Origin of the sequence: Streptomyces sp. S465, from assembly GCF_026898115.1 — a bacterium.
GTDB classification, from domain to species: domain Bacteria; phylum Actinomycetota; class Actinomycetes; order Streptomycetales; family Streptomycetaceae; genus Streptomyces; species Streptomyces luomodiensis.
Genome location: NZ_CP114036.1, coordinates 644,691 through 666,475 on the forward strand (window position 1 = coordinate 644,691; position 21,785 = coordinate 666,475).

General features: G+C 73.8%; 12 protein-coding genes. 3 read left to right on the forward strand and 9 right to left on the reverse strand.

The genetic code is table 11. From position 1 onward, the window contains the following. Window positions 1-39 precede the first annotated feature (39 nt). Window positions 40-1,536: an FGGY family carbohydrate kinase gene (locus tag N6H00_RS02995; RefSeq protein ID WP_268969947.1), complete on the reverse strand. Its 1,497-nt coding sequence runs from the start codon at window positions 1,534-1,536 to the stop codon at window positions 40-42. Window positions 1,537-1,871: 335 nt separating this feature from the next. Here N6H00_RS02995 and N6H00_RS03000 point away from each other — a divergent pair, with 335 nt between their 5' ends. Together N6H00_RS03000 and N6H00_RS03005 are read left to right on the forward strand one after the other, a co-directional pair. Then, a complete protein-coding gene (locus N6H00_RS03000; protein WP_268969948.1) occupies window positions 1,872-2,879 on the forward strand; it encodes a hypothetical protein in 1,008 nt (335 codons plus the stop codon). A gap of 61 nt (window positions 2,880-2,940) precedes the next feature. After that, window positions 2,941-4,461: an amino acid permease gene (locus N6H00_RS03005; protein WP_268969949.1), complete on the forward strand. Its 1,521-nt coding sequence runs from the start codon at window positions 2,941-2,943 to the stop codon at window positions 4,459-4,461. A gap of 104 nt (window positions 4,462-4,565) precedes the next feature. Here the strand turns inward: N6H00_RS03005 and N6H00_RS03010 are convergent, their stop codons facing one another. The 4 genes from N6H00_RS03010 to N6H00_RS03025 form a co-directional block, all read right to left on the reverse strand. Continuing rightward, a complete protein-coding gene (locus N6H00_RS03010; RefSeq protein WP_268969950.1) occupies window positions 4,566-5,825 on the reverse strand; it encodes an FAD-dependent oxidoreductase in 1,260 nt (419 codons plus the stop codon). A gap of 248 nt (window positions 5,826-6,073) precedes the next feature. Then, window positions 6,074-7,384 carry a CAP domain-containing protein gene (locus tag N6H00_RS03015; RefSeq protein ID WP_268969951.1) on the reverse strand — a complete coding sequence of 437 codons (1,311 nt, stop codon included), beginning with the start codon at window positions 7,382-7,384 and terminating at the stop codon, window positions 6,074-6,076. A gap of 83 nt (window positions 7,385-7,467) precedes the next feature. After that, the gene (locus tag N6H00_RS03020) at window positions 7,468-8,940 is read right to left on the reverse strand and encodes an NAD-dependent succinate-semialdehyde dehydrogenase (RefSeq protein ID WP_268969952.1); all 1,473 of its coding nucleotides are present in this window, start codon (window positions 8,938-8,940) and stop codon (window positions 7,468-7,470) included. An 86-nt stretch (window positions 8,941-9,026) separates the two neighbouring features. Continuing rightward, window positions 9,027-10,286: an aspartate aminotransferase family protein gene (locus tag N6H00_RS03025; protein WP_268969953.1), complete on the reverse strand. Its 1,260-nt coding sequence runs from the start codon at window positions 10,284-10,286 to the stop codon at window positions 9,027-9,029. Between the two features lie 202 nt (window positions 10,287-10,488). On the opposite strand from N6H00_RS03025, the gene N6H00_RS03030 reads away from it, so the two are divergent. Further along, window positions 10,489-12,189: a PucR family transcriptional regulator gene (locus N6H00_RS03030; RefSeq protein ID WP_268969954.1), complete on the forward strand. Its 1,701-nt coding sequence runs from the start codon at window positions 10,489-10,491 to the stop codon at window positions 12,187-12,189. A 72-nt stretch (window positions 12,190-12,261) separates the two neighbouring features. Here the strand turns inward: N6H00_RS03030 and N6H00_RS03035 are convergent, their stop codons facing one another. The 4 genes from N6H00_RS03035 to N6H00_RS03050 all read right to left on the reverse strand — a co-directional run bounded on the left by N6H00_RS03035 (window position 12,262) and on the right by N6H00_RS03050 (window position 21,719). Then, entirely contained in the window at window positions 12,262-12,867 is a 606-nt protein-coding gene (locus tag N6H00_RS03035) for a LuxR C-terminal-related transcriptional regulator (protein ID WP_268976834.1), read from the reverse strand. A gap of 331 nt (window positions 12,868-13,198) precedes the next feature. Beyond that, a complete protein-coding gene (locus N6H00_RS03040) occupies window positions 13,199-16,006 on the reverse strand; it encodes an ATP-binding protein (protein ID WP_268969955.1) in 2,808 nt (935 codons plus the stop codon). Next, complete coding sequence (locus tag N6H00_RS03045) at window positions 15,996-18,755, reverse strand: AAA family ATPase (RefSeq protein ID WP_268969956.1); 2,760 nt, start codon at window positions 18,753-18,755, stop codon at window positions 15,996-15,998. Before N6H00_RS03045 ends, N6H00_RS03040 begins: the two co-directional genes overlap by 11 nt. A 60-nt stretch (window positions 18,756-18,815) precedes the next feature. Beyond that, window positions 18,816-21,719: an ATP-binding protein gene (locus N6H00_RS03050; protein ID WP_268969957.1), complete on the reverse strand. Its 2,904-nt coding sequence runs from the start codon at window positions 21,717-21,719 to the stop codon at window positions 18,816-18,818. Window positions 21,720-21,785: the final 66 nt, after the last annotated feature.

The window sequence follows — 21,785 nt, forward strand, 5'->3', positions numbered from 1 at the left end:
GCTCGGTGGTGCGCGTGGCTCTGGGTGCGGGGCCGGTGCTCAGGCGTGGGCGGCGGGCGGCGGCGCGTGGTCCAGCAGCGCGGCCACCGCCGAGCGGAAGCCGGCCAGGCGCTCGGCGGCCCGCTCCGCGCTGATCCGCGGTTCGTAGACGGCGGCGGGCCGCCACGCCGGAACCGCCTCCTCGACCGTCAGATCCGGATCGAGTCCCAACCGCGCGGCGGCGCCCACGCCCAGCGCCGTGACGTCCGGCAGCGCCGACACCTCCACCGGCCGTTGCAGCAGGTCGGCCTGGGTCTGCATGAGCAGCGCCGAGCGGGTCAGCCCGCCGTCGACCCGCAGGACGGTCAACGGCGCGCCCAGATCGGAGGCGGCCGCCTCGGCGATCTCCACGACCTGGGCGGCGATGCCCTCGCACAGCGCGCGCACCAGATGGCCGGCGGTGGTGTCGAGGCCGAGCCCGGTCAGCGAGCCCTTGAGGTCGCCGCGCCACCACGGCGCGGCGAGCCCGGCGAGTGCCGGTACGAAGGTGACGCCCCCGGTGTCGGGCACGGTCCGCCCGACCCGGTCGAGGTCCTGGGGGCCTTGGATCACCCCCAGGTCGCCGAGCCAGCGCACCGCGGAGGCCGCGGTGTACACCTGCCCGTCCAGGCAGTAGCTGGTGCGTCCGCCGAACCGCCAGGCCACGCAGGAGACCAGGCCGTGCGGGCCGCGCCGGGGCCGGTCCCCGGTCTGGGCGAGGAGGAAGGCGCCGGTGCCGTAGGTGCACTTGGCGCTGCCCGGCTCGGTCACCCGCTGCGCCAGCAGGGCGGCCTGCTGGTCGACGAGCAGTCCGGTGAGCGGGATGTCGCCGCCGAAGGCCGTGGTGGTGCCGACGGCCTCGGCGGCGTCGACGATCCGGGGCAGCCGTTCGGCGGTCAGTCCGTACAGGTCCAGCGCCTTCGGGGACCAGACGACCCGGTCGAGGTCGAGCAGCCCGGTGCGCCCCGCGGTGGCGGCGTCGGTGACGAAGGCTCCGGTGAGCCGGTGGACCAGCCACGCGTCGCTGGTGGTGACCACTCCCTGGTCGGTCAGATGGCGCCGGATCCACGCCATCTTGGGGGCCGCGAAGTACGGGTCGAGCGGCAGTCCGGTGAGGTCGCGCAGTGTCTCGGCGTGGGGCGCGAGCCGCGCGCACACGGTGTGCGCCCGCCGGTCCTGCCAGACCAGCGCGTCGGTCAGCGGGTCTCCGGTGACGGGGTCCCAGGCCAGTACGGTCTCGCCCTGGTTGGCCAGCCCGACCGCCACGACCGGTTCCCCGGCGGCCGCGAGGGCCTGGCGGCCGGCCTGGAGCACCGAGGTCAGCAGTGCGGCCGGGTCGGCCTCGACCAGTCCGCCGGGCAGATGGCGGGGGCGCACCGGGACCTCGGCGGAGCCGATCACCCCGCGTTCGGGGCAGAGCACCAGCGCCTTGGTGCCCGAGGTGCCTTGGTCGATGGCGAGGACCGGGCCGGTCGCGGGGTCGGCCGGGGTGCGGTGGCGGCGCTCTACAGGCAGCATGTCCGGTTCTTCGCTCGGGACTCGTGTTCTTCGCTGGTTCTGCGGTTCTTCGGTGGTTCTTCGGGTCTTCGGTGGTTCTCCGGGTCTCCGCTGGGGACGGGTGGACCGGTCAGCTCGCCACATCGCTCAGGGCTCGGGGACGTCGGCGGGGGGATCTTGCCGGAAAGCCTGGTGCAGCCGCGGGCCGGGCGTCAAGACGGCCCGGCCCCCCGTCAGCCGCCCGTGGTCCCCCTTTCCCGACAGGCCCCGGCGGGACTATAAGATCCCTGCAACCATCTCCCAGGCCCGTCGTTTCCCCGCGTCCGGTACGTTCAGCTCCGTACGAAAGTCAGCCGATGCCCGAGGAAGAGTTCCGCCCGGTGTACCACCCCGCGGGGTATGACGGCGGACTGCGCGTCGCGTTGCAGGATCTGCGCGCCGGACGCTGGGTGTCGATGCGCGATCTGCTGGCGGAGACCCCCACCTGGTCGCTGTGGACCCAGCGCACCCAGGTGCTGGCCGCGGGCGCCGCCGGGTCGAACGTGGTGGACGCGTGGCGGGCCGAGGAGCCGCGGAGCGTCGCGGCGCTGGTGATGCACACCAGGGTCGCGGTGGAACGCGCGCTGCGCGCACACCGCGAGGGCCATCCCCGCACCCGCGAGCTGTGGCGGGAGGCGTGGCAGTCCTGCCAGCTGGCCGCACACCGCTCCCCGGCGGATCCCGTGCCGTGGGTGTGTCTGCTGGCCCTGGCCCAGTTGGACACGGGACTGCGGCAGGAGGAACACCGGGTGCCGCCGCCCGCTCCGCTGCTGTTCCCCGGCCCCTGGGGGCTGCTGGCGGAGGCCGACCGGCGCGATCCGCACAACCGCGAGGCCTACCACCGGATGTTGCAGTTCGTGTACGCCCGCCGGGCCGGCGGTTCCCTGGCGGAGGCGGTCAACTTCGTGCAGTGGGTGGTCTCGGGCGCGCCCGAGGGATCCGCTCTGCTGGTGCTGCCGCTGTACGTCCATGTCGAGCGGTACCGCGAGGAGCGTGGCTACGAGAAGGCACTCGACCTTCACTGGGCCACCGAGGACGCCATCCGGGACGCCCGGAAGGCGCTGCGCGGCTGGTTCGACCACGCGGATGTCGCGACGAGTTCGCTGCTGGATCTCAACCATCTGGCGCACGCCCTGTGGGGTGCGCTGCTCTTCACCGACGCGGCCCGGGTCTTCGAGGCGCTGGGGCCGTACTTCACCCCACTGCCCTGGGCCTATCGCACCCATGATCCCGCCGACCTCGCTGTGGCTGAAGAAATGTTTCTGCGCGCCCGCGTCCGCTCGCTGGCCGGCGCCCGTGGGCCAAGACCCGGGGCGAACGGCTGAACCGGGGTCCCCCCGGCACTCCCCGATCACCGCTCTCCCCGTCCTTCCGGAGGTGCATTCCATGTCCACGGCATGGTCGAGTTCGGGTCCCGCTCCCCACCGGGACGAAGAACGACGGCTGCGTGAGCTCGGCTACCAGCCCGTACTGGCCCGCCGTATGGGCGGCTTCGGCAACTTCGCCATCAGTTTCTCGGTCATCTCCATCCTCTCCGGATGCATGACGCTGTACGGCTTCGGGCTGAACACCGGAGGCCCCGCGGTCATGATGTGGGGCTGGGCCGGGGTGGGGCTGTTCGTGCTGTGCGTCGGGCTCGCCCTGGCGGAGGTGACCAGCGCCTATCCCACCTCGGGAGCGCTGTACTACATGGCCGACCGGCTGGGCGGACGGACCTGGGGCTGGTACACCGGCTGGCTCAATCTGCTGGGACTGCTCGGCGCCATCGCCGGGATCGACTACGGCGCCGCCCTGTTCACCGGCGCACTCCTCAACCTCCAGTGGGGATTCGATCCCACCCCGGAGTCGACCATGGTGATCTTCGTGTGCGTCCTGCTGCTGCACGCGGCGCTGAATCTGTTCGGGGTGCGGCTGGTCAGCGTGCTCAACTCGGTCAGTGTGTGGTGGCATCTGGCGGGCGTCGCCATCATCGTCGGCGCGCTGGCGATCGTGCCCTCCCACCACCAGTCGCCCGAGTTCGTCTTCACCGCATTCGTCAATGACACCGGCTGGTCGAATCCGCTGTATGTGAGCGCGATCGGACTGCTGCTCGCCCAGTACACCTTCTCCGGCTACGACGCCTCCGCGCATCTGTCCGAGGAGACCTCCAACGCCTCGGTCTCCGCCGCCCGGGGGATCGTCCGCGCCATCTGGGTGTCCTGGGCGGCCGGGTTCGTGCTGCTGGCGGGACTGACCTTCGCCATCCAGGACTACGCGGGTACCCAAGCGAGCGCCACCGGAGTACCGCCGGCGCAGATCCTGATCGACGCCCTGGGCACGGGCGGTGCCACCGCGATGCTGCTCATCGTCATCGTGGCGCAGCTGTTCTGCGGGAACGCCGAAGTGGCGGCGGCCAGCCGGATGGTGTTCGCGTTCAGCCGGGACGGCGCGCTGCCGGGGTCACGGCTGTGGCGGCGGGTCAGTTCCGCTACCCAGACGCCGGTGCTCGCGGTCTGGCTGTCGGTGGCGGTCGCGTGTGTGCTGGCCCTGCCGTCCCTGTACTCCGAGACGGCCTACGGCGCGGTGACCGCCATCAACGTCATCGGGATCACCCCCGCCTACGCCATCCCCATCCTGCTGCGGCTGCGCGCCGGGGACCGGTTCCGGCCGGGCCCGTGGCACCTGGGCCGCTGGAGCAAGCCGGTGGGCTGGGTCGCGGTGGTGTGGGTGGCCCTGGTGACGGTGCTGTTCTGTCTGCCGCAGTCCAGTCCGGTGACGGTCGACTCGATGAACTACGCCTCGATCGCGCTGGCCGTGGTGCTGCTGCTGGCCACCATCTGGTGGTTCGTGGCCCGCCGCTCGTACGGCACACCCTCCGCGTACGGCACCGCGCGGGAACAGGCGGAGATCGCCGAGGGCATCGTCTGAGGGATTCTCACCCGTGCGGAGCCGGATGCGGAGCCGGATGCGGAGCCGATGGAAGCCGGATGGGGCGAAGCCTTCCGCACCCGGCTCCGCACGCCGGGCAGGTCTCAGCGGGAACGGCGCACCGACACCGCCGGGGGTCGCTCCCGGCCCGCGCCGTAGGCCAGGAAGTACGCGGGTGCCCGCTTCAGCCACGGCGCCCTGGTGAGCACCTCGGCCAGCCGCAGCGGCTCCCCTCCGGCGACCGGTGAACGCCCCTGGAGCAACGGCTCGATGACCCGCGTATGGGCGATCCGCTGGAGTTTCTGCGTCGCGGCGGCGGTCGGCCACCGGCGGCGCTGGACGGCGCGTACGTCGCCGAGCCCCACGGTGCCCGCGCGCAGCGGCCCGGCCAGATGGCGGGCGGCGGCGACCGCGTCCTCGACGGCGAGGTTGATGCCGATGCCGAACACCGGCGACATCGCGTGGGCCGCGTCCCCGATGCACAGCAGTCCGGGGCGGTGCCAGCGGCGGAGCCGGTCCATCCGTACGTCCAGCAGCTTCACCTCGTCCCAGGACCGCGGCCCCGGTTCCCGGCCGTCCTCCCTCATCCACGGGGTGGCCTGTGCGAACGAGGACAGGAACCGGTCGAGCCCCTCGGCGCGGTACTCGGCGTCGGCCCCCTTGGGGATCAGCACGGCGCACTGCCAGTAGTCACCACGGTCGATCATGGCCGTGAGAAAGCGCTCGCCGGCGTTGCCCACCAGCCCCTGGGGGTCGCTCTCCCGCCGGGGCAGCCGGAACCACCAGACGTCCATCGGGCAGGGGAACTCGCGCAGCCCCAGCTCGGGCAGGGCGCGGGCGAGCGATCCCCGGCCGTCGCAGGCCACGGTGAGGGTGGCGCACAGCTCGCCGGTGGAGCCACCGGCGCGATCGCGGTAGCGCACTCCGGTGACCCGTCCGCGCTCGGTGACGAAGGAGGTCACCTCGGTGTTCATGCGCAGGCGGAACGAGGGCTCCCGCGCGGCCTCGTCCGCCAGCAGATCGAGCAGGTCCCACTGCGGCACCATCGCGACGTAGTTGTACTTCCCCGGCAGGGAACCGATGTCGCCGACCGTGAACAGCTCGCCGTCCCGTCCGATGGGCAGCTGGACGGAGTGCACATGCCGCTGCGGCAGGGCCGCGAACCGGTCGGCGAGGCCCAGGTCGTCCAGGAGCCTCAGGGTGCTGGGGTGGACCGTGTCGCCGCGGAAGTCGCGCAGGAAATCCCCGTGTTTCTCCAGGACGGTGACCTCCACGCCGGCTCGGGCCAGCAGCAGGCCGAGGACCATCCCGGCGGGCCCGCCGCCCACCACACAGCAGGTGGTCCGCTCCCTCTCGTGGCCCATCTCATGGCTCCCTTCGACGTCCCCGTGGCCATGGGCACCCTCTCAGGACGGATGGCCCGGCGGCACCACGCCACACCGGTGCCGCGGGGCGTCCGGCCGCCGCACGGCGATCGGTTCGAGTCTTCCCCGCCGCGCCTCCGTACCCACGCGTGAGGGTGTGGGCGCATGAGAAGGGCCCGAACCCATCGTTCCCCGGCCGGACCCGGCGCGGCGGTCGCCCCCCTCGGTGGTACTGACGGTGGCCGCGGTTATCCCGCGGCGCCGAAAACCTGGGTCCAGTACGTGCCGGCGCGGCTGCCGGTGGCGTAGCCGACGCCGATATGGGTGAAGTCGGGCTTCAGGATGTTGGCGCGATGGCCGGGGCTGTCCATCCAGCCGCGCACCACCTCCGCCGGGGAGCGCCAACCGCATGCGATGTTCTCCCCGATGCCGCGGTGCGCGGCCCCGGCGGCGCGGGCCCGGTCCCAGGGCTGGTGCCCCTCGGGTCCGGTGTGGGAGTAGAAGTCGCGGCCCACCATGTCGTCGCTGTGCGCCTGCGCGGCCGCCGTCAGCCGCGGGTCCGGGGCGAGCGGTGCCAGCCGGGCGGCGGCGCGCTCCGCGTTGGTGCGGGCGATGACGTCGGAGACCAGGCGCGACAGTCCGTCCGGGGTGAACGGCCGGGCCCATACCGCGGTCCAGTAGACATCCCCGGTGGTGGGGCCGTCGGCCCGGCCGATGCCCAGGTGGAGGAGGGCCGGATCGTGGAACGGGCCCCGGCGCCCGGTGCCGTCGAGGCAGTAGTCCACGAACTCCCGCGGGGTGCGCGGCCCGGAGACGATGTGCTCGGCGATGGTCAGCGGGCGGTATCCGTGCGCGGCGATCCGGTGGAAGAGCGACGTGCCGTCCGGGCTCTCCAGCGCCAGGGCCCCGTGGGCGGCCATGGCACGGGCATGCGCCTCGGCGGCCGCGGCCAGCCGTCCGTCGAGGGCCACCGGAGGGGCCCCGGCCCGTGCCCGCGCCGCGTTCACCACGTCGAGGGCGTGGTGCGCGGGGCCGCCGGCGGCCGCCGGGGCGGAATGCGCGGGCGCGGCCGGGGCTGCGTCGTCGGCGATGTCGACGCCGAAGTCCCGGGCCACACCGGCCAGTCCGTCGGCGTAGCCCTGGCCGATCGCCCGCACCTTCCAGCCGCCGCCGCGGCGGTAGACCTCGGCGAGCAGCAGCGCCGTCTCCCGGGAAGGGGGCGGAGGGGCGAACCGGGCCAGCAGCGATCCCCGGTCGTCCAGGACGCTCAGCACGGGGGCCGGCAGCCGCCCGAGCGGGGTGTCCGGGTCGGCGGGGCTGACGACGAGGGTGACCCGGCCGGCGCCCGGCCGCAGCCCCCGCGGCCGCAGGGTGATGGTGTCACCGTCCAGCCGGGCGCCGGGCGCGGTGGGCTGGTTGAAGAAGACGAAGTCACCGTCCCCCGCGACCTTTCCGTCCGCCCCGCTGATCAGCGCGGACAGGTCGAACGGGCCCGGCACCCGGATGGTCAGCGCACCGTCCGGCAGCGCCTGGTTCCCGCCGGGCACCAACTCGCCCATGTCCGCTCCTCACCGCCGCCGGGTGTCTGAGGACAACGCCCGGGTGCCCGTGGCGGTTCCGGCGAGGGTGGCGGACCGGCGGCTCAGACCGGCATCGCGACGTACTTGTACTCCAGGAACTCGTCGATGCCGACCCGGCCGCCCTCGCGGCCGAGCCCGGACTGCTTGACGCCGCCGAAGGGGGCCGCGGGGTTGGAGACCAGACCGGTGTTGAGGCCGACCATGCCGACCTCCAGCCGCTCGCTCACCCGCAGCGAACGGTTCAGGTCCTGGGTGAACACATAGCCCACCAGGCCCCATTCGGTGCTGTTGGCGGTGGCGACGACCTCGTCCTCGTCGTCGAAGGTGAGGACGGCCGCGACCGGCCCGAAGATCTCGGTCTCCATCAGCCGGCTCGCCGGGGAGACCCCGGTGAGCACCGTGGGCGGGTAGAAGCAGCCGGGGCCCTCGGGGGTGCTGCCGCCGACCAGGACCTCGGCGCCGCGCGCCACGGCGTCCGCGACCAGCTCCTCGACCTTGGTACGGCCGGCCCGGTCGATGAGCGGCCCCACCTCGACCCCGGGCCGGCTGCCGGGGCCGACGTCCAGCGCGCCCATGCGGCGGGCGAGCCGGTCGGCGAACTCGGCGGCGACGGAGGAGTGGACGAAGAACCGGTTGGCGGCCGTGCACGCCTCTCCCATGTTGCGCATCTTGGCGGTCATGGCACCCTCGACCGCGGCGTCGAGGTCGGCGTCCTCGAAGACGATGAAGGGGGCGTTGCCGCCGAGTTCCATGGAGGTGCGGACCACCGCGGGCGCACACTGCGCCAGCAGGGTGCGGCCGACCTCGGTGGAGCCGGTGAAGGAGAGCTTGCGGACGTGCCCGCCGGTCAGCAGCGGTTCCACGACCTCTCCCGCGCGGGAGGTGGTGACCACGTTGAGCACCCCGGCCGGAAGTCCCGCCTCCGCCAGGATGCCGGCGAGCGCGAGGCTGGACAGCGGGGTCTGCGGGGCGGGTTTGAGCACCATGGTGCAGCCCGCGGCGATCGCCGGGCCGATCTTGCGGGTGCCCATGGCCAGCGGGAAGTTCCACGGGGTGACGAGCAGACAGGGGCCGACCGGGCGGCGCATCAGCAGCATGCGGTTCCGGCCGTCCGGCAGGGTGGCGTACCCGCCCTCGATGCGCACGGCCTCCTCGGAGAACCAGCGGAAGAACTCCGCGGCGTAGGCGGCCTCTCCCCGCGCCTCGGCCAGCGGCTTGCCCATCTCGGCCGTCATCAGCGCGGCGAGCGCGTCGGCGCGCTCCATGATCAGCTCATAGGCGCGGCGCAGGATCTCGCTGCGCGCGCGGGGCGCGGTGGCCGCCCACTTCTCCTGGGCGTCCTCGGCGGCGGCCAGGGCGCGCTGTCCGTCCGCGGGCGCGGCGTCGGCGACCTCGCACAGCACCTCACCGGTGGCCGGGTCGTCGACCGGCATGGTCCGGCCGCCGGCCGCGTCGGACCACGACCCGGCGATGAACAGCTGCTTGGGCACCGTCGCGAGGACGTCGGCGGCCGAGGGGTAGGAGGGGGTGGACATAGGGGCAATCTCCTTCGTGACCGCCGCCGGCCCGAAGGGTTCGGACCGGCGGGCGGATCGGCTCCCGATGGGTGAGGTGCGGTGCGTCAGGAGTCCGCCGTGCCGGCGCTGACGGCGGCGGACCAGGCGCGCAGACCCTCGTCGATCGCCGCTTCGTCGACGACGAGGGCGGGGATCATCCGGACCACATGGTTCCAGGCCCCGCACAGGAGCAGCAACAGTCCTTGGTCCACGGCGGCGCGCTGCACCCGGGCCGCGGCGGCCGGGTCCGGTTCACCGTCCTCGGTGACGAACTCGCTGGCCAGCATGAGGCCGAGGCCGCGGACATCGCCGATGGCGGGGGTCTTGGCGGCCACCTCCTCCAGTCCGCCGCGCAGCCGCGCCCCCATGGCCTCGGCGTTGGCGACGAGGTTCTCCTCGCGGACCACGTCGAGGGTGGCGACGGCCGCCGCGCAGGCCACGGCGTTGGCGCCGTAGGTGCCGCCCTGGGAGCCGGGCCACGCCTTGCTCATCAGCTCCTCGGAGGCGGCGATGCCGGACAGCGGGAAGCCGCTGGCCAGTCCCTTGGCGGTGACCAGGATGTCGGGGCGGATGCCGAAGTGGTCATGGCCCCAGAACCGTCCGGTGCGGCCCACCCCGGTCTGCACCTCGTCCAGGATCAGCAGGAAGCCATGGCGGTCGGCCCGCTCCCGCAGGCCCTGGAGGAACCCCTCGGTGGCGGGTACGTAGCCGCCCTCGCCGAGCACCGGCTCGACGATGATCGCGGCGGTGTCGTCCGGCGGGGAGATGGTCTGGAGGACGTAGTCCAGCTCGCGCAGGGCGAACCGGGTCGCGGTCTCCTCGTCCCAGCCGTACCGGTAGGCGGTGGGGAACGGGGTCACCACGACGCCGCTCATCAGCGGCGAGAAACCGGAGCGGAACCGGGTCCCGGAGGTGGTCATGGAGGCGGCCGCCACGGTGCGGCCGTGGAATCCGCCGTGGCAGACCAGGACGTTGGGCCGGCCGGTGGCCTGGCGGGCGAGGCGCAGGGCGGCCTCCACCGCCTCGCTGCCGGAGTTGGTGAAGAACAGACTGTCGAGGCCCGCGGGAAGCACCTCGCCCAGCTTCTCGACCAGCCGCCGCAGCGGTGGGTGCAGGACGGTCGTGTACTGGCCGTGGATGAGGGTGGCCACCTGCTCCTGGGCGGCGGCGACGACCCGCGGATGGCAGTGTCCGGTGCTGGTGACACCGATGCCCGCGGTGAAGTCGAGGTATCGCCGCCCGTCCTCACCGTCGACGTAGGCGCCCTCTCCACGGACGGCGACCACCGGAGTGGCCTGACGGAGCTGCGGCGACAGATTGGTCATGTTCTCTCCCACACCCACGGATCGGCGATGCGCTCGGACACTTCGAGGGTGCGGGGACGAACCCGGTCAGGACAATGATCACTGTGTCGCGGGGTGATGATCGCTATGGACGGTCTGTCAACGAGCTCGGGCATGGATCGTGTCAAGAGGCCCGGCGGGGGCATGGTTGCGCTCGGCGCGCGGCCTTGCCAGAGTGAGCGGCATGAACGGCTCGGGCGGCACCGCGTACGGCGCTGCCGGACGGCCGCCGTCCCGCCCCGCCGGGCCGCCGCGGGCCCCGGGGCGTTCACCGCTCAGCCTCGCCGAGGTGCTGCGGCTTCCGGTGCTGGCCGCCGGGGCGCCCGAGGTGGTGTCCGGCCATGGGCAGCTGTCCCGGCCGGTCCGCTGGGTCCACATCACCGAACTGCTCGACCCGGCGTCCTTCCTCAAGGGCGGGGAGCTGGTGCTGACCACCGGTATGCCGCTGCCCGAGGACCCGGCGCTGGTCCGCCGGTATGTCGAGGAGCTCGCGGACGTGGGCGCCGCCGGGCTGGTCATCGAGCTGGTACGGCGCTACCACCGGCCGCCGTCGGAGCTGGTGCGGGCCTGTCTGGCGCGGGACTTCCCGCTCGTCCTGCTCTCCCGGACCGTGAACTTCGTGGAGGTGACCCAGGTCCTCCACTCCCTGATCGTCGGCAGCCAGGTGGAGAGCCTGCGCCGGGCCCAGGACGTCCATGACACCTTCACCGCACTGACCCTGCGCGGCGCCGGGCCCGACGAGGTGGTGGGCATGGCGGCCGAGCTGAGCGGGCACCCGGTGGTGCTGGAGAACCTGGTCCACCAGGCCGTGCTCTGCGGTCCGCCGGGGCGCGGGGTGGAGGGGACGCTGACCGCCTGGGAGCGGCGGTCGCGCGCCACCCCCTCGCCCGACCGGACCGGGCTGAGCGGTCCCGAGGACTGGCTGGTGACCGCGGTGGAGTACCGGGGCGAGCGGTGGGGGCGGCTGCTGATGCTCCCGGACGCCGCCGGAGACCCGGCGATCGGCCCCGAGGACGCGATGGTCCTGGAGCGCACCGCCACCGCCCTGACCATCGCCCGGCTCACCCATCACACCCGCTGGGAGCGGCGGGCACAGCGCACGCTGCTGCTGGACCTGGTGGAGCAGCGCTGCCGTTCCAGGGGGGAGGCCCGCGCCAGGGCCGAGGCGCTGGGCATGCCGGTCGCGGGCCGCCGGCTGCTGGTCGTGCTGGTCAGTCCCGGCCCCGGCGCCGGGGAGACGACCGCCGGGGAGACGACCGAGTTGGAGGACCGGCTGACGGACGAGCTGGCGGCGGCCGGGGCCGGCGTGCTGGTCGGCGCGGTGCCCGGTGACCACATCGGGGTGCTGCTGGCCCTGCCCGCGGCCACGCCGTGGCGGCCGCTGGTGGAGCGGCTGAGCCGGTCGGTGCGGGAGTCCCGGCCGGGCGCGATGATCAGCGTCGGCTCCGAGGTGTCGGACCTGTCACAGACCGCCCGGTCGTTCCAGCAGGCGGCGCGGGTCGCGGACGCCGCCGTTCCGGGCACGCGGGACAAGCCGTTCCACGAGCTGTCGGACATCGGGCTGCGGCAGTTGCTGTACGCGCTGCGCGGCGATGTGCGGCTACAGGAGTTCGTGGAGCGGCAGCTGGGGCGGCTGGTGGACTACGACGAGCGGCACGGCACCGATCTGCTGACGGTGCTGCACACCTTTCTGGACGCGGCGGGCAACAAGACGGTGGCCGCCCGGCGCGCGAATCTGTCCCGGCAGGCGTTCTACCAGCGGCTGCGTTCACTGGAGCGGGTGCTGGGCTGTGATCTGGAGTCGGGTGAGCAGCGCACCCAGCTGCATGTGGCGCTCACCGCCTTCCATCTGCTGCGGCTGCCCCGGGGCCCGGCCCCGCCCTGAGGCGGCAAGGCGCTACGGCCGACCCGGTGCCGGATCGGCCGTAGCGGTGTGTCGACACCCGCGGAGCACGCGTCACTTGACGAAGTCATCGACGACCTTGGGTGGCCAGCAGCCGACGTTGAGCACGCCGATGGAGTAGGCGCGGGAGACGAGGGCCGCGCGGTTGGGCACCCGCAGCTTCCGCAGCAGCCGTGTCACGTGGTACTCGACGCCCTGCCGGCTGAGGTAGAGCCGGGAGGCCAAGGGGATCGTGGAGAGCCCGGCGGCGATGCCCTCCAGTATGCGCGCCTCGGTCTCGGTGAGGAGCTTCTTACGGTTGGTGACGATGTCCACCTCCTCGCCACCGGCCGTGGGTCGCAGCACCACGAGGATCGAGGCGACATGGGCGGTGCCCTCGCGCACGGCGACGGCCGTGAGGGCGCTGGTGAAGGCGGTCCCGTCGGCTCCTACGGCCACCACATGAGTGGTGAACCGGTGGCGGGAGCCGTCGAGGAGCCGGATGAACTGCCGCTTGAGCGCCTGCCGGACGCTGGGGTGCACCAGGTCGCAGAAGTCGCGGCCGCACACGTCCGCGGAGGCGTCCTCGAACTGCCGGAAGAATTCCCGGTTGGCCTGTTGGACCGTGAGCGATGGGTCGAGGCAGACGACACACGCCCCTGGCTGGTCGAACTGGCGCAGTAGATCCGTGTACTCGGTCTGCTCGTGTCCAAGCTCGTGGGGGGTTGGCCGAGCCGAATCCGCTAGTAAAGGCAATGCCAAGGGACTGCCATCCCTTCCTTAATTCACAGTCTTCGGAATTGAATGTCGATATTCAATTCCAAAAGTTGATTTCAGAATTGAGACTAGGGATCTCCGAGTGCGTAAGTCAACGTGAACAGGGGTGTCGCCGCCCAATCCCGTGGTGGTCCGGTCCGAGGGTTCGGTCCGGACCCCACCGCTTCGGTGGGCCGTACGGTCGGTTCATCATTACTCGCCAAACTCTGCTGAATTATCGCCGTTAACGCGTTGTTCACGAATCCATGCGGGGCAGCAGCTCGATGAGCTCGCGCCGCCCGGAGACGCCCAGCTTGCGATAGGAACTCGTCAGATGCTTCTCGATGGCGCGGGAGCTCACCCCCAGCTCGGCGGCGACCTCCTGGTTGGTCAGTCCGCGTCCGACGAGGGAGGCCACGGTGCGCTCGGTGCGGGTGAGAGACGCCTCGGGCCGGGCGGCGGCCGCGCCACCGCCGGCCACGGTGCGGATCCGGTCGACCAGCCGGGGCGCCCCGCACGCGGCGGCCAGGGCCGCGGCCTCCCGGAGCACGGCGTCCGCTTCGCTGCCCCGCCCCAGCCATTGGCCCATCTGGAGCAGCGCGCGGGCGAGTTCCAGTTCGTTGGCCGAGGCCCGCAGCACGTCGACCGATTCCCGCAGCAGTCTCATCCCCTGGTCACCGCCGAGCAGCCCGGCCTTCAGCCGCAGCGCTCGGCCGAGCGCCACCGGGGCGCCCCAGTTTGTCGCCCGCTGCAACTCCTCCTCGGCCAGCGCCATGGCCGCGCAGGCGTCCCCGACGCGGTACTGAAGGGTGGCCGCCCAGGGCCGCCACGCGAAGAGCACGGGGTTGCGCCAGCCCGTCGCCTCCAACTGCCGGCCGCTGGCCAGGAGGGTCTCCAGGGCACTGCTCCAGCGTCCGTTGTCGGAGTCCTGCGCGGCCTTGAGGAACTGGAGCGCCGCGGTCAGGACCAGGCTCGCGGACCGGCGCCGACCGGGGCCGTCCAGAATGCGCTCGACCAGCGCGGAGTCCTCCAGGTCCAGGGCCACGCCGGTGAGGGCGAGGGTGGAGACGACCCCGGCCTCCTGCCAGTGCACCTCGGCCAGCCGTGCGGCGCGCTCGGCGTACTCCCGCGCCTGGGCCACGCGCCCCCGGGCGCTGAGCACCATGGCCTGCTCGACGTTGACCAGCGCGTCGACGACCGTGCCGCTGTGCCGCCGCGCCCGCTGTTCCCTCGCGAGCCAGGAGCTGATCCCCCGTACCGAATCGGCGGCGACCAGCCCGATCACCACCAGCGGCAGCGGGGAGTGGACCTGTTCGGAGGTGGCCGGTTCGCGCTCCAGGATGCGGATCGCCAACCGGGCGACCTCGGCCGCGGGGCGACGCGCGGTGAGCATCGCCGCGTTGAGCAGCACCGCCGTCAGCTCACGCTCGGCGGCGGTGTCCAGCGCCGGGTCCGCCCCCAGCGCGGACAGCCGCTCCACCGCCGCGGCCAGCTCCGCCGCGTCCTCGTGCCCGGCGTGCCGCAGCCGCGCCTCGAGCCGCAGGGCCACATCGCGCGCGGTGCCCTCCAGCGTGTCCGCGGGGCCCAGGTCCTCGGCGACCTGGTGCAGCAGGTCGATGACCGACGGAGGCGCCAGGCCCACGATGGTCGGGGAGATCCGCAAGGCCGCGGCGGCCCGGAGCCTGGCCGTGGTCAGCAGGGGTATCGCCTGCGAGATATGGCGTTCGCAGGCGGCCGGGTCGAAGCCGCGCTCCGCGGTGGCCAGATCGATCAGCAGCCGGGCCCGGCCCTCCCCCGCCAGCGAGCCGTCCAGGAGCGCGCGGCGCAGATAGCGGGCGGCGGTACGCGGCGCGCCGCAGCGCAGCGCGGTGTCCGCCGCGGTCCGCAGCACCTCCACCGCCCAGGGGTGGTCCGAGGCGGTGACGGCCATGAGCTGGGCGGCGACCAGTTCCGCGGGGCGCCCGTTGTGGTACAGCAGGGCCGCCGCGGCGTCGTGCAGCCGCTCCCGTTCCGCCACGGTCATCGAGGACTCGACCGCGTCCTGCACCACCTGGTGGAGGAAGCGCGGCTCCCGCTCGGCGGCGAGCAGCCCCAGCCGGTGCAGGTCGCGCAGCGCGGCCAGGAAGCCGATCTGGTCCAGTCCGGCCAGCCGGGCCAGGAGGTCCGGTTCCGGCTGGTCGCCGAGGACCGCGATGGCCGCGGCCAGGTCCCGCACCGGCCGGGGCTGGGCGCGCAGGGAGCTGGCCAGCCGCTCGCGCAGCTGGGCGGGGCGCTGCGAGCGGGCCTCCTCGATCCGCTCGGCGGTGGGCCGGTGGCCGCCCGCGACCAGTCCCGCCAGCACCGACGTCAGCAGCAGGGGGTTGCCCGCGGAGATCTCGTGACAGGCGCGGGCGAACTCCTCGTCCCCCGGCACGCCGAACTGCTCGTGGATCACCTCCTTGACGGCGCCCAGCGACAGCGGCCTGGGGCGCAGCACCGGCCGTGCCGCCTCGACGATCTCCCGCAGCATCGGCTCCCCGGGGCGCCGGTAGCCGTCCCGCAGGGCGCAGACGACCACGGCGCGCAGTCCGGTCAGCCGCTTGACGAGGAAGGCGAGCCAGCGCAGCGACGGGGAGTCGACCCACTGGAGATCGTCCACGAGGATCAGCAGCGGACCGTCGGCGCTGATGTCGGCCAGCACCGAGCGCAGTCCGTACAGCGTCTCCTCGGACATCGCGGCGGTGCCGCCCTCGTCGAGGAGCGTGGCGTCGTCACCGAAGACGGTCCGCCAGGAGCCGTCCTCCTGGCTCAGCCGGCGCTCGCGGAGCTCTTCGGGGATGCCGGTCAGCAGGCTGTCGAAGAGCTGGCGGACCACGCCGAGGGCGAAGTCCTGTTCCATCGGCGCGGCGTTGGCCCGCAGGACGTGGACCTCCTTGCCCTCGGCGAGCGTCGGCAGCTGCTGGAGCAGCGCGGTCCGGCCGATGCCCAGGGGGCCGGTGAGCAACAGCAGTGACGAGGTGCCGGCCGCCGCGGCCCGCAGGGCGTCCGCGATCCGCGCCAGCTCGGCCTCCCGTTCAAGCAACATCCGTTCCGCATCCCTCCGCCGCCCGCAGCAACGCGATCAGCTCCGCGCGACCGCCGATCCCCAGCTTCCGGTACGCGCCGCTGAGCCGTAGCTCGACGGTGCGTCTGGTGACGGAGAGCGTTTCGGCGATCTCCCGGTTGCCCTGGCCGAGTCCGGCGAGGGCCGCGGTGCGCCGCTCGGGTTCGGTCAGGGTCGCCCACGCCGGGTGCGGGAGGCGTCCGCGAACGGCGGGCACCCCCGTCCGCTCGGAGAGCGCGCGCGCCCGTGCGACCAGCCGGCTGGAAGACCGGTGGGTGGTGACGAAGGAGAACAGCTCGGTCACCAGGGGGTCGGCGGCCTGTGGGTTCCCCGCGTCCAGTTCGGCCTTGGCCAGCTCCGCCAGGGATCCCGCGTAGGCGAGCCGGGCGGGGGCGTCGCGCAGGGTGGCCACCGCCTCGCGGAGCCGGTCGGCCCGCCCCTCGCGGGCCACCCGTCCGACCCCCAGCTGCGCCCAGCCGAGCGTGCTTGGGGCGCGCCACAACCGGGCCAGCGCGAGCTCCTCCTCGGTGAGCCGACGCGCCTCCTCATGGTCGCCGAGGGCCGCGCAGACCCGGGCGGCCGCCGAACGCCACGGCATGAGGGCGGGGTTGATCCGCCCGCGGCTCAGCTGCCACCTGCCACAGGAGCGGAACAGCTCCAGCGCCTCGGGCAGCCGGTCGTCCCTGACGGCCACCAGCGCCTTGGCGAAGAGCAGATGGCCCCAGGAGGCGCCGTCCCGCGACTCGGCGGGGGTGGGCGCGTCCGCGAGCGCGCCGGCCTGGTCGGCGTCGCCGTTCTCCAGGGCGGCGACGATCCGCACGGCCGTCAGATAGGGGGCGGCGTACGGGTGCCAGAGCGAGGGGGGCAGTGACCGCTCCGCGGCGGCCAGGTCCCGTTCGGCCATGTCGAGCCGGCCGCGCCGCAGGTTGAGCTCGCCGCGGACGGTCAGGGTCATGGCGGCGGCCGCGCGGGCGTGCCGCCGCCGCAGGTCGGTGTGGAGCACGTCCAGCCGGACCTCGGCCTCGTCCAGGTCGTCGGTCAGCAGCAGGGTCCGGGCGGCGACGATCCGGGGCAGGATCAGCGCCCCGGCGCCGCCGTCGACGGTGAGGGCGCGCCGGGCCAGCGCCCGGGTGGCGGACAGGTCCGCGCCGCGCAGGGCGAGGTGCCAGGCGCGCGCCGCGGCCTGCGCCGGGCAGGAGGGGTCGGCGGGCAGCGGGGGTATTCCGTCCGGGCCGAGGTCGGTGTCGTCGTCCTGCTGGTGGGTTCCGGTGAGCCAGAACAGCCCGGCCAGGGCGCCGCGTTCGTCGCGGTCGGCCGCGGGCAGCACATCGGCGACGGCACGGCGCAGACCGTTGTCGCCGCCTCGGGAGAGTCCCAGGTCGGCGGCGCGTACCCGGATCCGGCCGGAGCCGCCGTCGCCGCTGCGGATGATCTCCGTCAGCCGGCGGTCCGCGGCCTCGGGGGCGGCCAGCACCTCGATGGCGGCGAGTTCGAGGCCCAGCTGGGCGCGCGGCGCCGGTTCCAGCGGCTCTTCCAGGGCCCGCGACAGACAGGCGATCGCCTGGGCGGTCCGGCCGGCGCGCAGTGCGGCGGCGCAGGTGCGGCGCAGCAGGGGGATCACCCAGGGCTCGCCGACCGGGTGGGCGGGGAGCAGCAGCCGGGCGATGTCCTCGTCGGGTACGGCCGCCCGGTACGCCAGTTCGGCGGCGCGGGCGTGCAGTTCGGACCGTTCGTCACCGGGCATCTCGGCCAGGATCCAGCCGCGCGCCTCGGGCCGGCTCAGGCGGAGCCCGGCGCCGGAGGCGGTGACGAGCCCGTTCTCCAGCAGCAGCGCGGTCAGTCCGGGCTCGCTGGTGGCGCGGGGGCCCGCGAGCGCGTACACCAGGGACAGGTCCAGCAGGTCGCCGCAGACGGCGAGCGCGCGCACGACCGCGACGGCGGTGTCGGACAGCAGGCCGAGCACGCGCACGGTGTGGTCACCGCCGACGGCCTCGGTGATGGTGCGCAGCTCCGGCACCCGCCCGGCGATCGGTGCGTATCCGCGCTGGGTGAAGTGGCGCAGTGCCTCGGAGAGCACCTCGGGGTTGCCCGCGCTCGCCTCCAGGGCCGCCGTGGTGAAGGCCCGCTCACCGGGACGGCCGCAGATCAGCGCCACCGTGGCGGCGACGTCCCGGGCGGTCAGCGGGGCCAGTTCGAGTTCGACGGTGGTCACCGGCACCGGCCCGGAGGAGATCGGGCAGGAGCCGGGGCGGTGCCGGCCGGTGCTGCTCACCAGCAGGGCGATCCGGGCGTCGGGCAGCCGCCGGATGAGCGCCCCGAACCAGCGCACCGAGGCCGCGTCCAGCCATCCCACGTCGTCGACGACCAGCAGTGTGGGCCGCTCGCGGGCGGTTCGCAGCAGCTCGGTCAGCCCCGGTGATCGGGGTTCGGGCCGTCGGCTGGTCAGGGCCTTGAGCGAGCCGTCGGTGAGTCCGTCCATGGGGGCCAGCAACTGTCCCACCACGCCGTAGCGCACGTCCTGTTCGCCCGGGGTCGCCTTGGCGCGCAGCACGCGTATGCCCTGGCTCTCGGCCAGTTGGGCGGTCTGGCGCAGCAGCCGGTCCTGTCCGTAGCCGGGCTTGCCGAGCACCGTCACCACCGAGGGACGGCCCCGGCCGAGGTCGGCGACGGACTGGGCAAGCGTGGCCTGCTCTCGTTCACGCCCGGGGAACGGGAGCCCGTTGAGCTGCATGGTGTGACTATAAGCCGGGGGTGAGGCGCGACGGTGCCACCGCGCTCCCGCGCGCGCCCCTCAGCGCCGGTCGCGGGAGGCGAAGACCCACGCCGGTGCTTGTGGGTCGGGGAGGCTGGGGGTGTTCAGCACCGTGGCCAGCTCACCGCGCTGACTGACGCTCAGCTTGCGGTAGACGCTGGTGAGGTGGGTCTCGACGGTGCGCAGGGTGACGAACAGCGACTCGGCGATCTCCCGGTTGCCCGCTCCGCGCGAGGCCAGTTGGGCCACCTTGTGCTCGGTGCCGGTGAGCAGGTCGACCGGTGAGGCGGTGATCTCGCGCATCCGGCCGCCCGCGGCGACCAGCCGGTTGCGGGCGTCCCGGGCGAGCGCGAGCGCACCGCAGCCCTGGGCGAGGTCGGCGGCCGAGCGCAGCCGCTCCCGGGCCTCGCGCGGCCGGCCGGCGTCCAGCAGCGCGCCGCCGAGCAGGAACTCGGCGCGGGCCTGCTCGGCGCGGGCGGGCGAACCGGAGAGGTGCTCGACCGCCTCGGTGAGCAGGGCGATGCCCGCTTCGCCGGGGGTGGTCACGCCGCGGGCGAGCGCGGCGAGTCCGAGGGCGCGCGGGGTGTTCCAGCGGCGGGCCAGCTCGGCGCCGTGCTCGACGAGGTCGCGCGCCTCGTCCGCCCGCTTCTCCGCCGCGAGCACCCAGGCCGCCTCGGCCCACCAGGGCACGAACACCGGGTTGGCGATCCCGGACTCCTCCAGGGAGGCGCCGCAGTCCAGCAGCAGCCGCAGCGCGGCGGCGCCGTCGCCGAGTGCCCATCGGGCGCGCGCACGGGCCATGAGGTACCAGTGGTACTCCATCACGAACCCGTCCAGGTTCGGCCGGGTGACGGCGGCCAGCAGTTCCTCGGCCCGCTCCGGTTCGCCGCGGTCGATCAGGACCGTCGCCAGCGCGGTCTGGGGCATGGTCACATGGGCGTTCCAGCGCTCCCCGCCGATGATCTCGACGGCGGTCTGGGCGTCGGCGAGCGCGTCGGGGATCGCCCCCACGCCGTGCAGCAGCAGAGCGCGGGTGGACAGGGTGACCACGTACGACCACACCGCGGCGTTGTCCTGGCCCTGGCGCAGCCCGCGGTCCAGCGCGTCCAGCGCGCCCTCGACCTCGTCGGCCAGGCCCAGGGTGAACGCGGAGAAGAGCAGGGACCAGTTGTCGAGCTCCCGGTCGGGTGAGCTCAGGGCGCGGCGGGCCCGTTCCACCGTCCGCCGCACCAAGCGGCCCTCCATCGCGGACAGGACGGTCATCATGGCGAGCAGCTGCCGCTGCGCGGGGGTGTCCCCGGGCGGTTCGGGGATCCGCGCGAAGCGCTCCCGGACCGTGTGGATGGTGGCCTTCTCGTCGGATCCGCTGATCAGCAGCGCCGATTGGACGAGGGTGCGCAGTTCGCGGTCGCGCGGATCGGGCGCGGGCCCCAGTTCGGCCTCGAGTTCGTCGAGCACCTCGCTGAGCACCCGTACGGCGGCCGGCGACTGCTGGACGGTGAGGCAGGTGAGGCCGAACTGCACGGCGATGGGCGCCTTGGTGCGCACGTCGGGGGCCAGGGTGAGGGCGCGCCGGAGCAGGCGGAGGGCCTCGGCGGGGTTGATCTCCGCGAGCGCCTTGGCGAGCGGGACATGGGCCGACAGGCTGTCCGGCTCCGCCTCCAGGACCCGGTGGAGATAGCGGGCGGCGGCCTCCGGGGCGCCGCGGTGCTCGGCCTGGGCAGCGGCCTCCCGCAGCACCCAGCACATCCATGGCTGGGGGGCGCCGGGCACCAGCAGCACCTGGTTGGCGACCTCCTCGGCGGGCCGTCCGGCGTCGCTCAGCAGCAGGGCCGCCCTGGCGCGCAGCTCGGCCAGCGGCTCCTCCCCGACGGCCTCAAGCACCGCCGAGCGCACCACGTCATGGGCCAGGTCCGCCCGGTCCGGCGCCATCACCTCGGCCCAGCGCAGCAGGTCCACGGCCTCCGCGACGCGGGCGGCGGACACTCCGGCCAGCGCGCCGATGTGCTCCGGGTCCTCCTCGCCGAGCACCGCGATGGCGGTGGCCACGTCCCGGACCCAGTCGGGCCGGGCGTCGAAGAGGGCCCGCACGGACAGGGCGACCACGTACTGTCCGACCTCGGCGATTTCGCGGATGCCGGTCTCGTCGGGGGTGACGCCCTTGGCCCGCAGCTCACGCAGCAGCCGGGTGGTGGTCAGGGGGTTGCCGCCGCAGATGGCGGCGGCGCGCTCGGCGAAGGAGGGCGCGACGGGCTCCTCGAAGACCTGACGGGCCATCTCGGCCACTTCGGGGCCGGCCAGCGGGCCGAGGCGGATCACCGAGGAGCGCGGCTGGGCGAGGATGTCCGCCAGGGCGGCGGGGGCGACCGGTTCCGCCTCGGTGCGCTGGGCGAGCACCACCAGCAGCGGCAGCTGGTCGGCCCGGCGCAGCAGGAAGTCGATCCAGCGCAGCGACCGCTCGTCGCACCAGTGCACATCGTCCAGGACGAGCAGGAGCGGGTCGTGGGCCATCAGGTTCGCCGTGAGCCAGTACAGGCCGTGCAGCACCGGGTAGACGGTGGCGGCCTGGGACGGCTCCTCCCCGGCCGGGCAGGGAATGAGCGCGGGCAGGGCACGGCGGGCGCTGCCGCGCAGCAGCGGGGAGTCCTGGGCGTCCTCGGCCGTGAGCCCGAGTCCTTTGAACAGGGCGCGCACCCCGCCGTATCCGGCGCCGGCCACCACCTCGCCGCAGGTGCCGTGCAGCACGGTCATCTTCCGGCAGGCGTCACTGCCGAGGAAGGCGCGCAGCAGGCTGGTCTTGCCGATTCCGGCCGGGCCGGACAGGACCACCAGTCCGGACCGCCCGGCACGGGCGGCTTCCGCGTGGGCGGTCAGCGCCTGGAGTTCGGCGGCGCGCCCGACCAGGGCGCCGGGTAAACCGGAATCGACTGCCCGGTCCGCCACGGCGGCCTCCTTGAGCCACAAAGTGCGAAATTTCAGAAAAGCATGCAAGTCGTCGCGATCATCAGG

Excerpts from the sequence above, each read along its gene's own strand:
- N6H00_RS02995 (WP_268969947.1), bottom strand. The coding sequence starts at position 1,536 with ATGCTGCCTGTAGAGCGCCGCCACCGCACCCCGGCCGACCCCGCGACC.
- N6H00_RS03025 (WP_268969953.1), bottom strand. The coding sequence starts at position 10,286 with ATGACCAATCTGTCGCCGCAGCTCCGTCAGGCCACTCCGGTGGTCGCC.
- N6H00_RS03010 (WP_268969950.1), bottom strand. The coding sequence starts at position 5,825 with ATGGGCCACGAGAGGGAGCGGACCACCTGCTGTGTGGTGGGCGGCGGG.
- N6H00_RS03045 (WP_268969956.1), bottom strand. The coding sequence starts at position 18,755 with ATGCAGCTCAACGGGCTCCCGTTCCCCGGGCGTGAACGAGAGCAGGCC.
- N6H00_RS03020 (WP_268969952.1), bottom strand. The coding sequence starts at position 8,940 with ATGTCCACCCCCTCCTACCCCTCGGCCGCCGACGTCCTCGCGACGGTG.
- N6H00_RS03040 (WP_268969955.1), bottom strand. The coding sequence starts at position 16,006 with ATGTTGCTTGAACGGGAGGCCGAGCTGGCGCGGATCGCGGACGCCCTG.
- N6H00_RS03015 (WP_268969951.1), bottom strand. The coding sequence starts at position 7,384 with ATGGGCGAGTTGGTGCCCGGCGGGAACCAGGCGCTGCCGGACGGTGCG.
- N6H00_RS03000 (WP_268969948.1), top strand. The coding sequence starts at position 1,872 with ATGCCCGAGGAAGAGTTCCGCCCGGTGTACCACCCCGCGGGGTATGAC.
- N6H00_RS03005 (WP_268969949.1), top strand. The coding sequence starts at position 2,941 with ATGTCCACGGCATGGTCGAGTTCGGGTCCCGCTCCCCACCGGGACGAA.
- N6H00_RS03030 (WP_268969954.1), top strand. The coding sequence starts at position 10,489 with ATGAACGGCTCGGGCGGCACCGCGTACGGCGCTGCCGGACGGCCGCCG.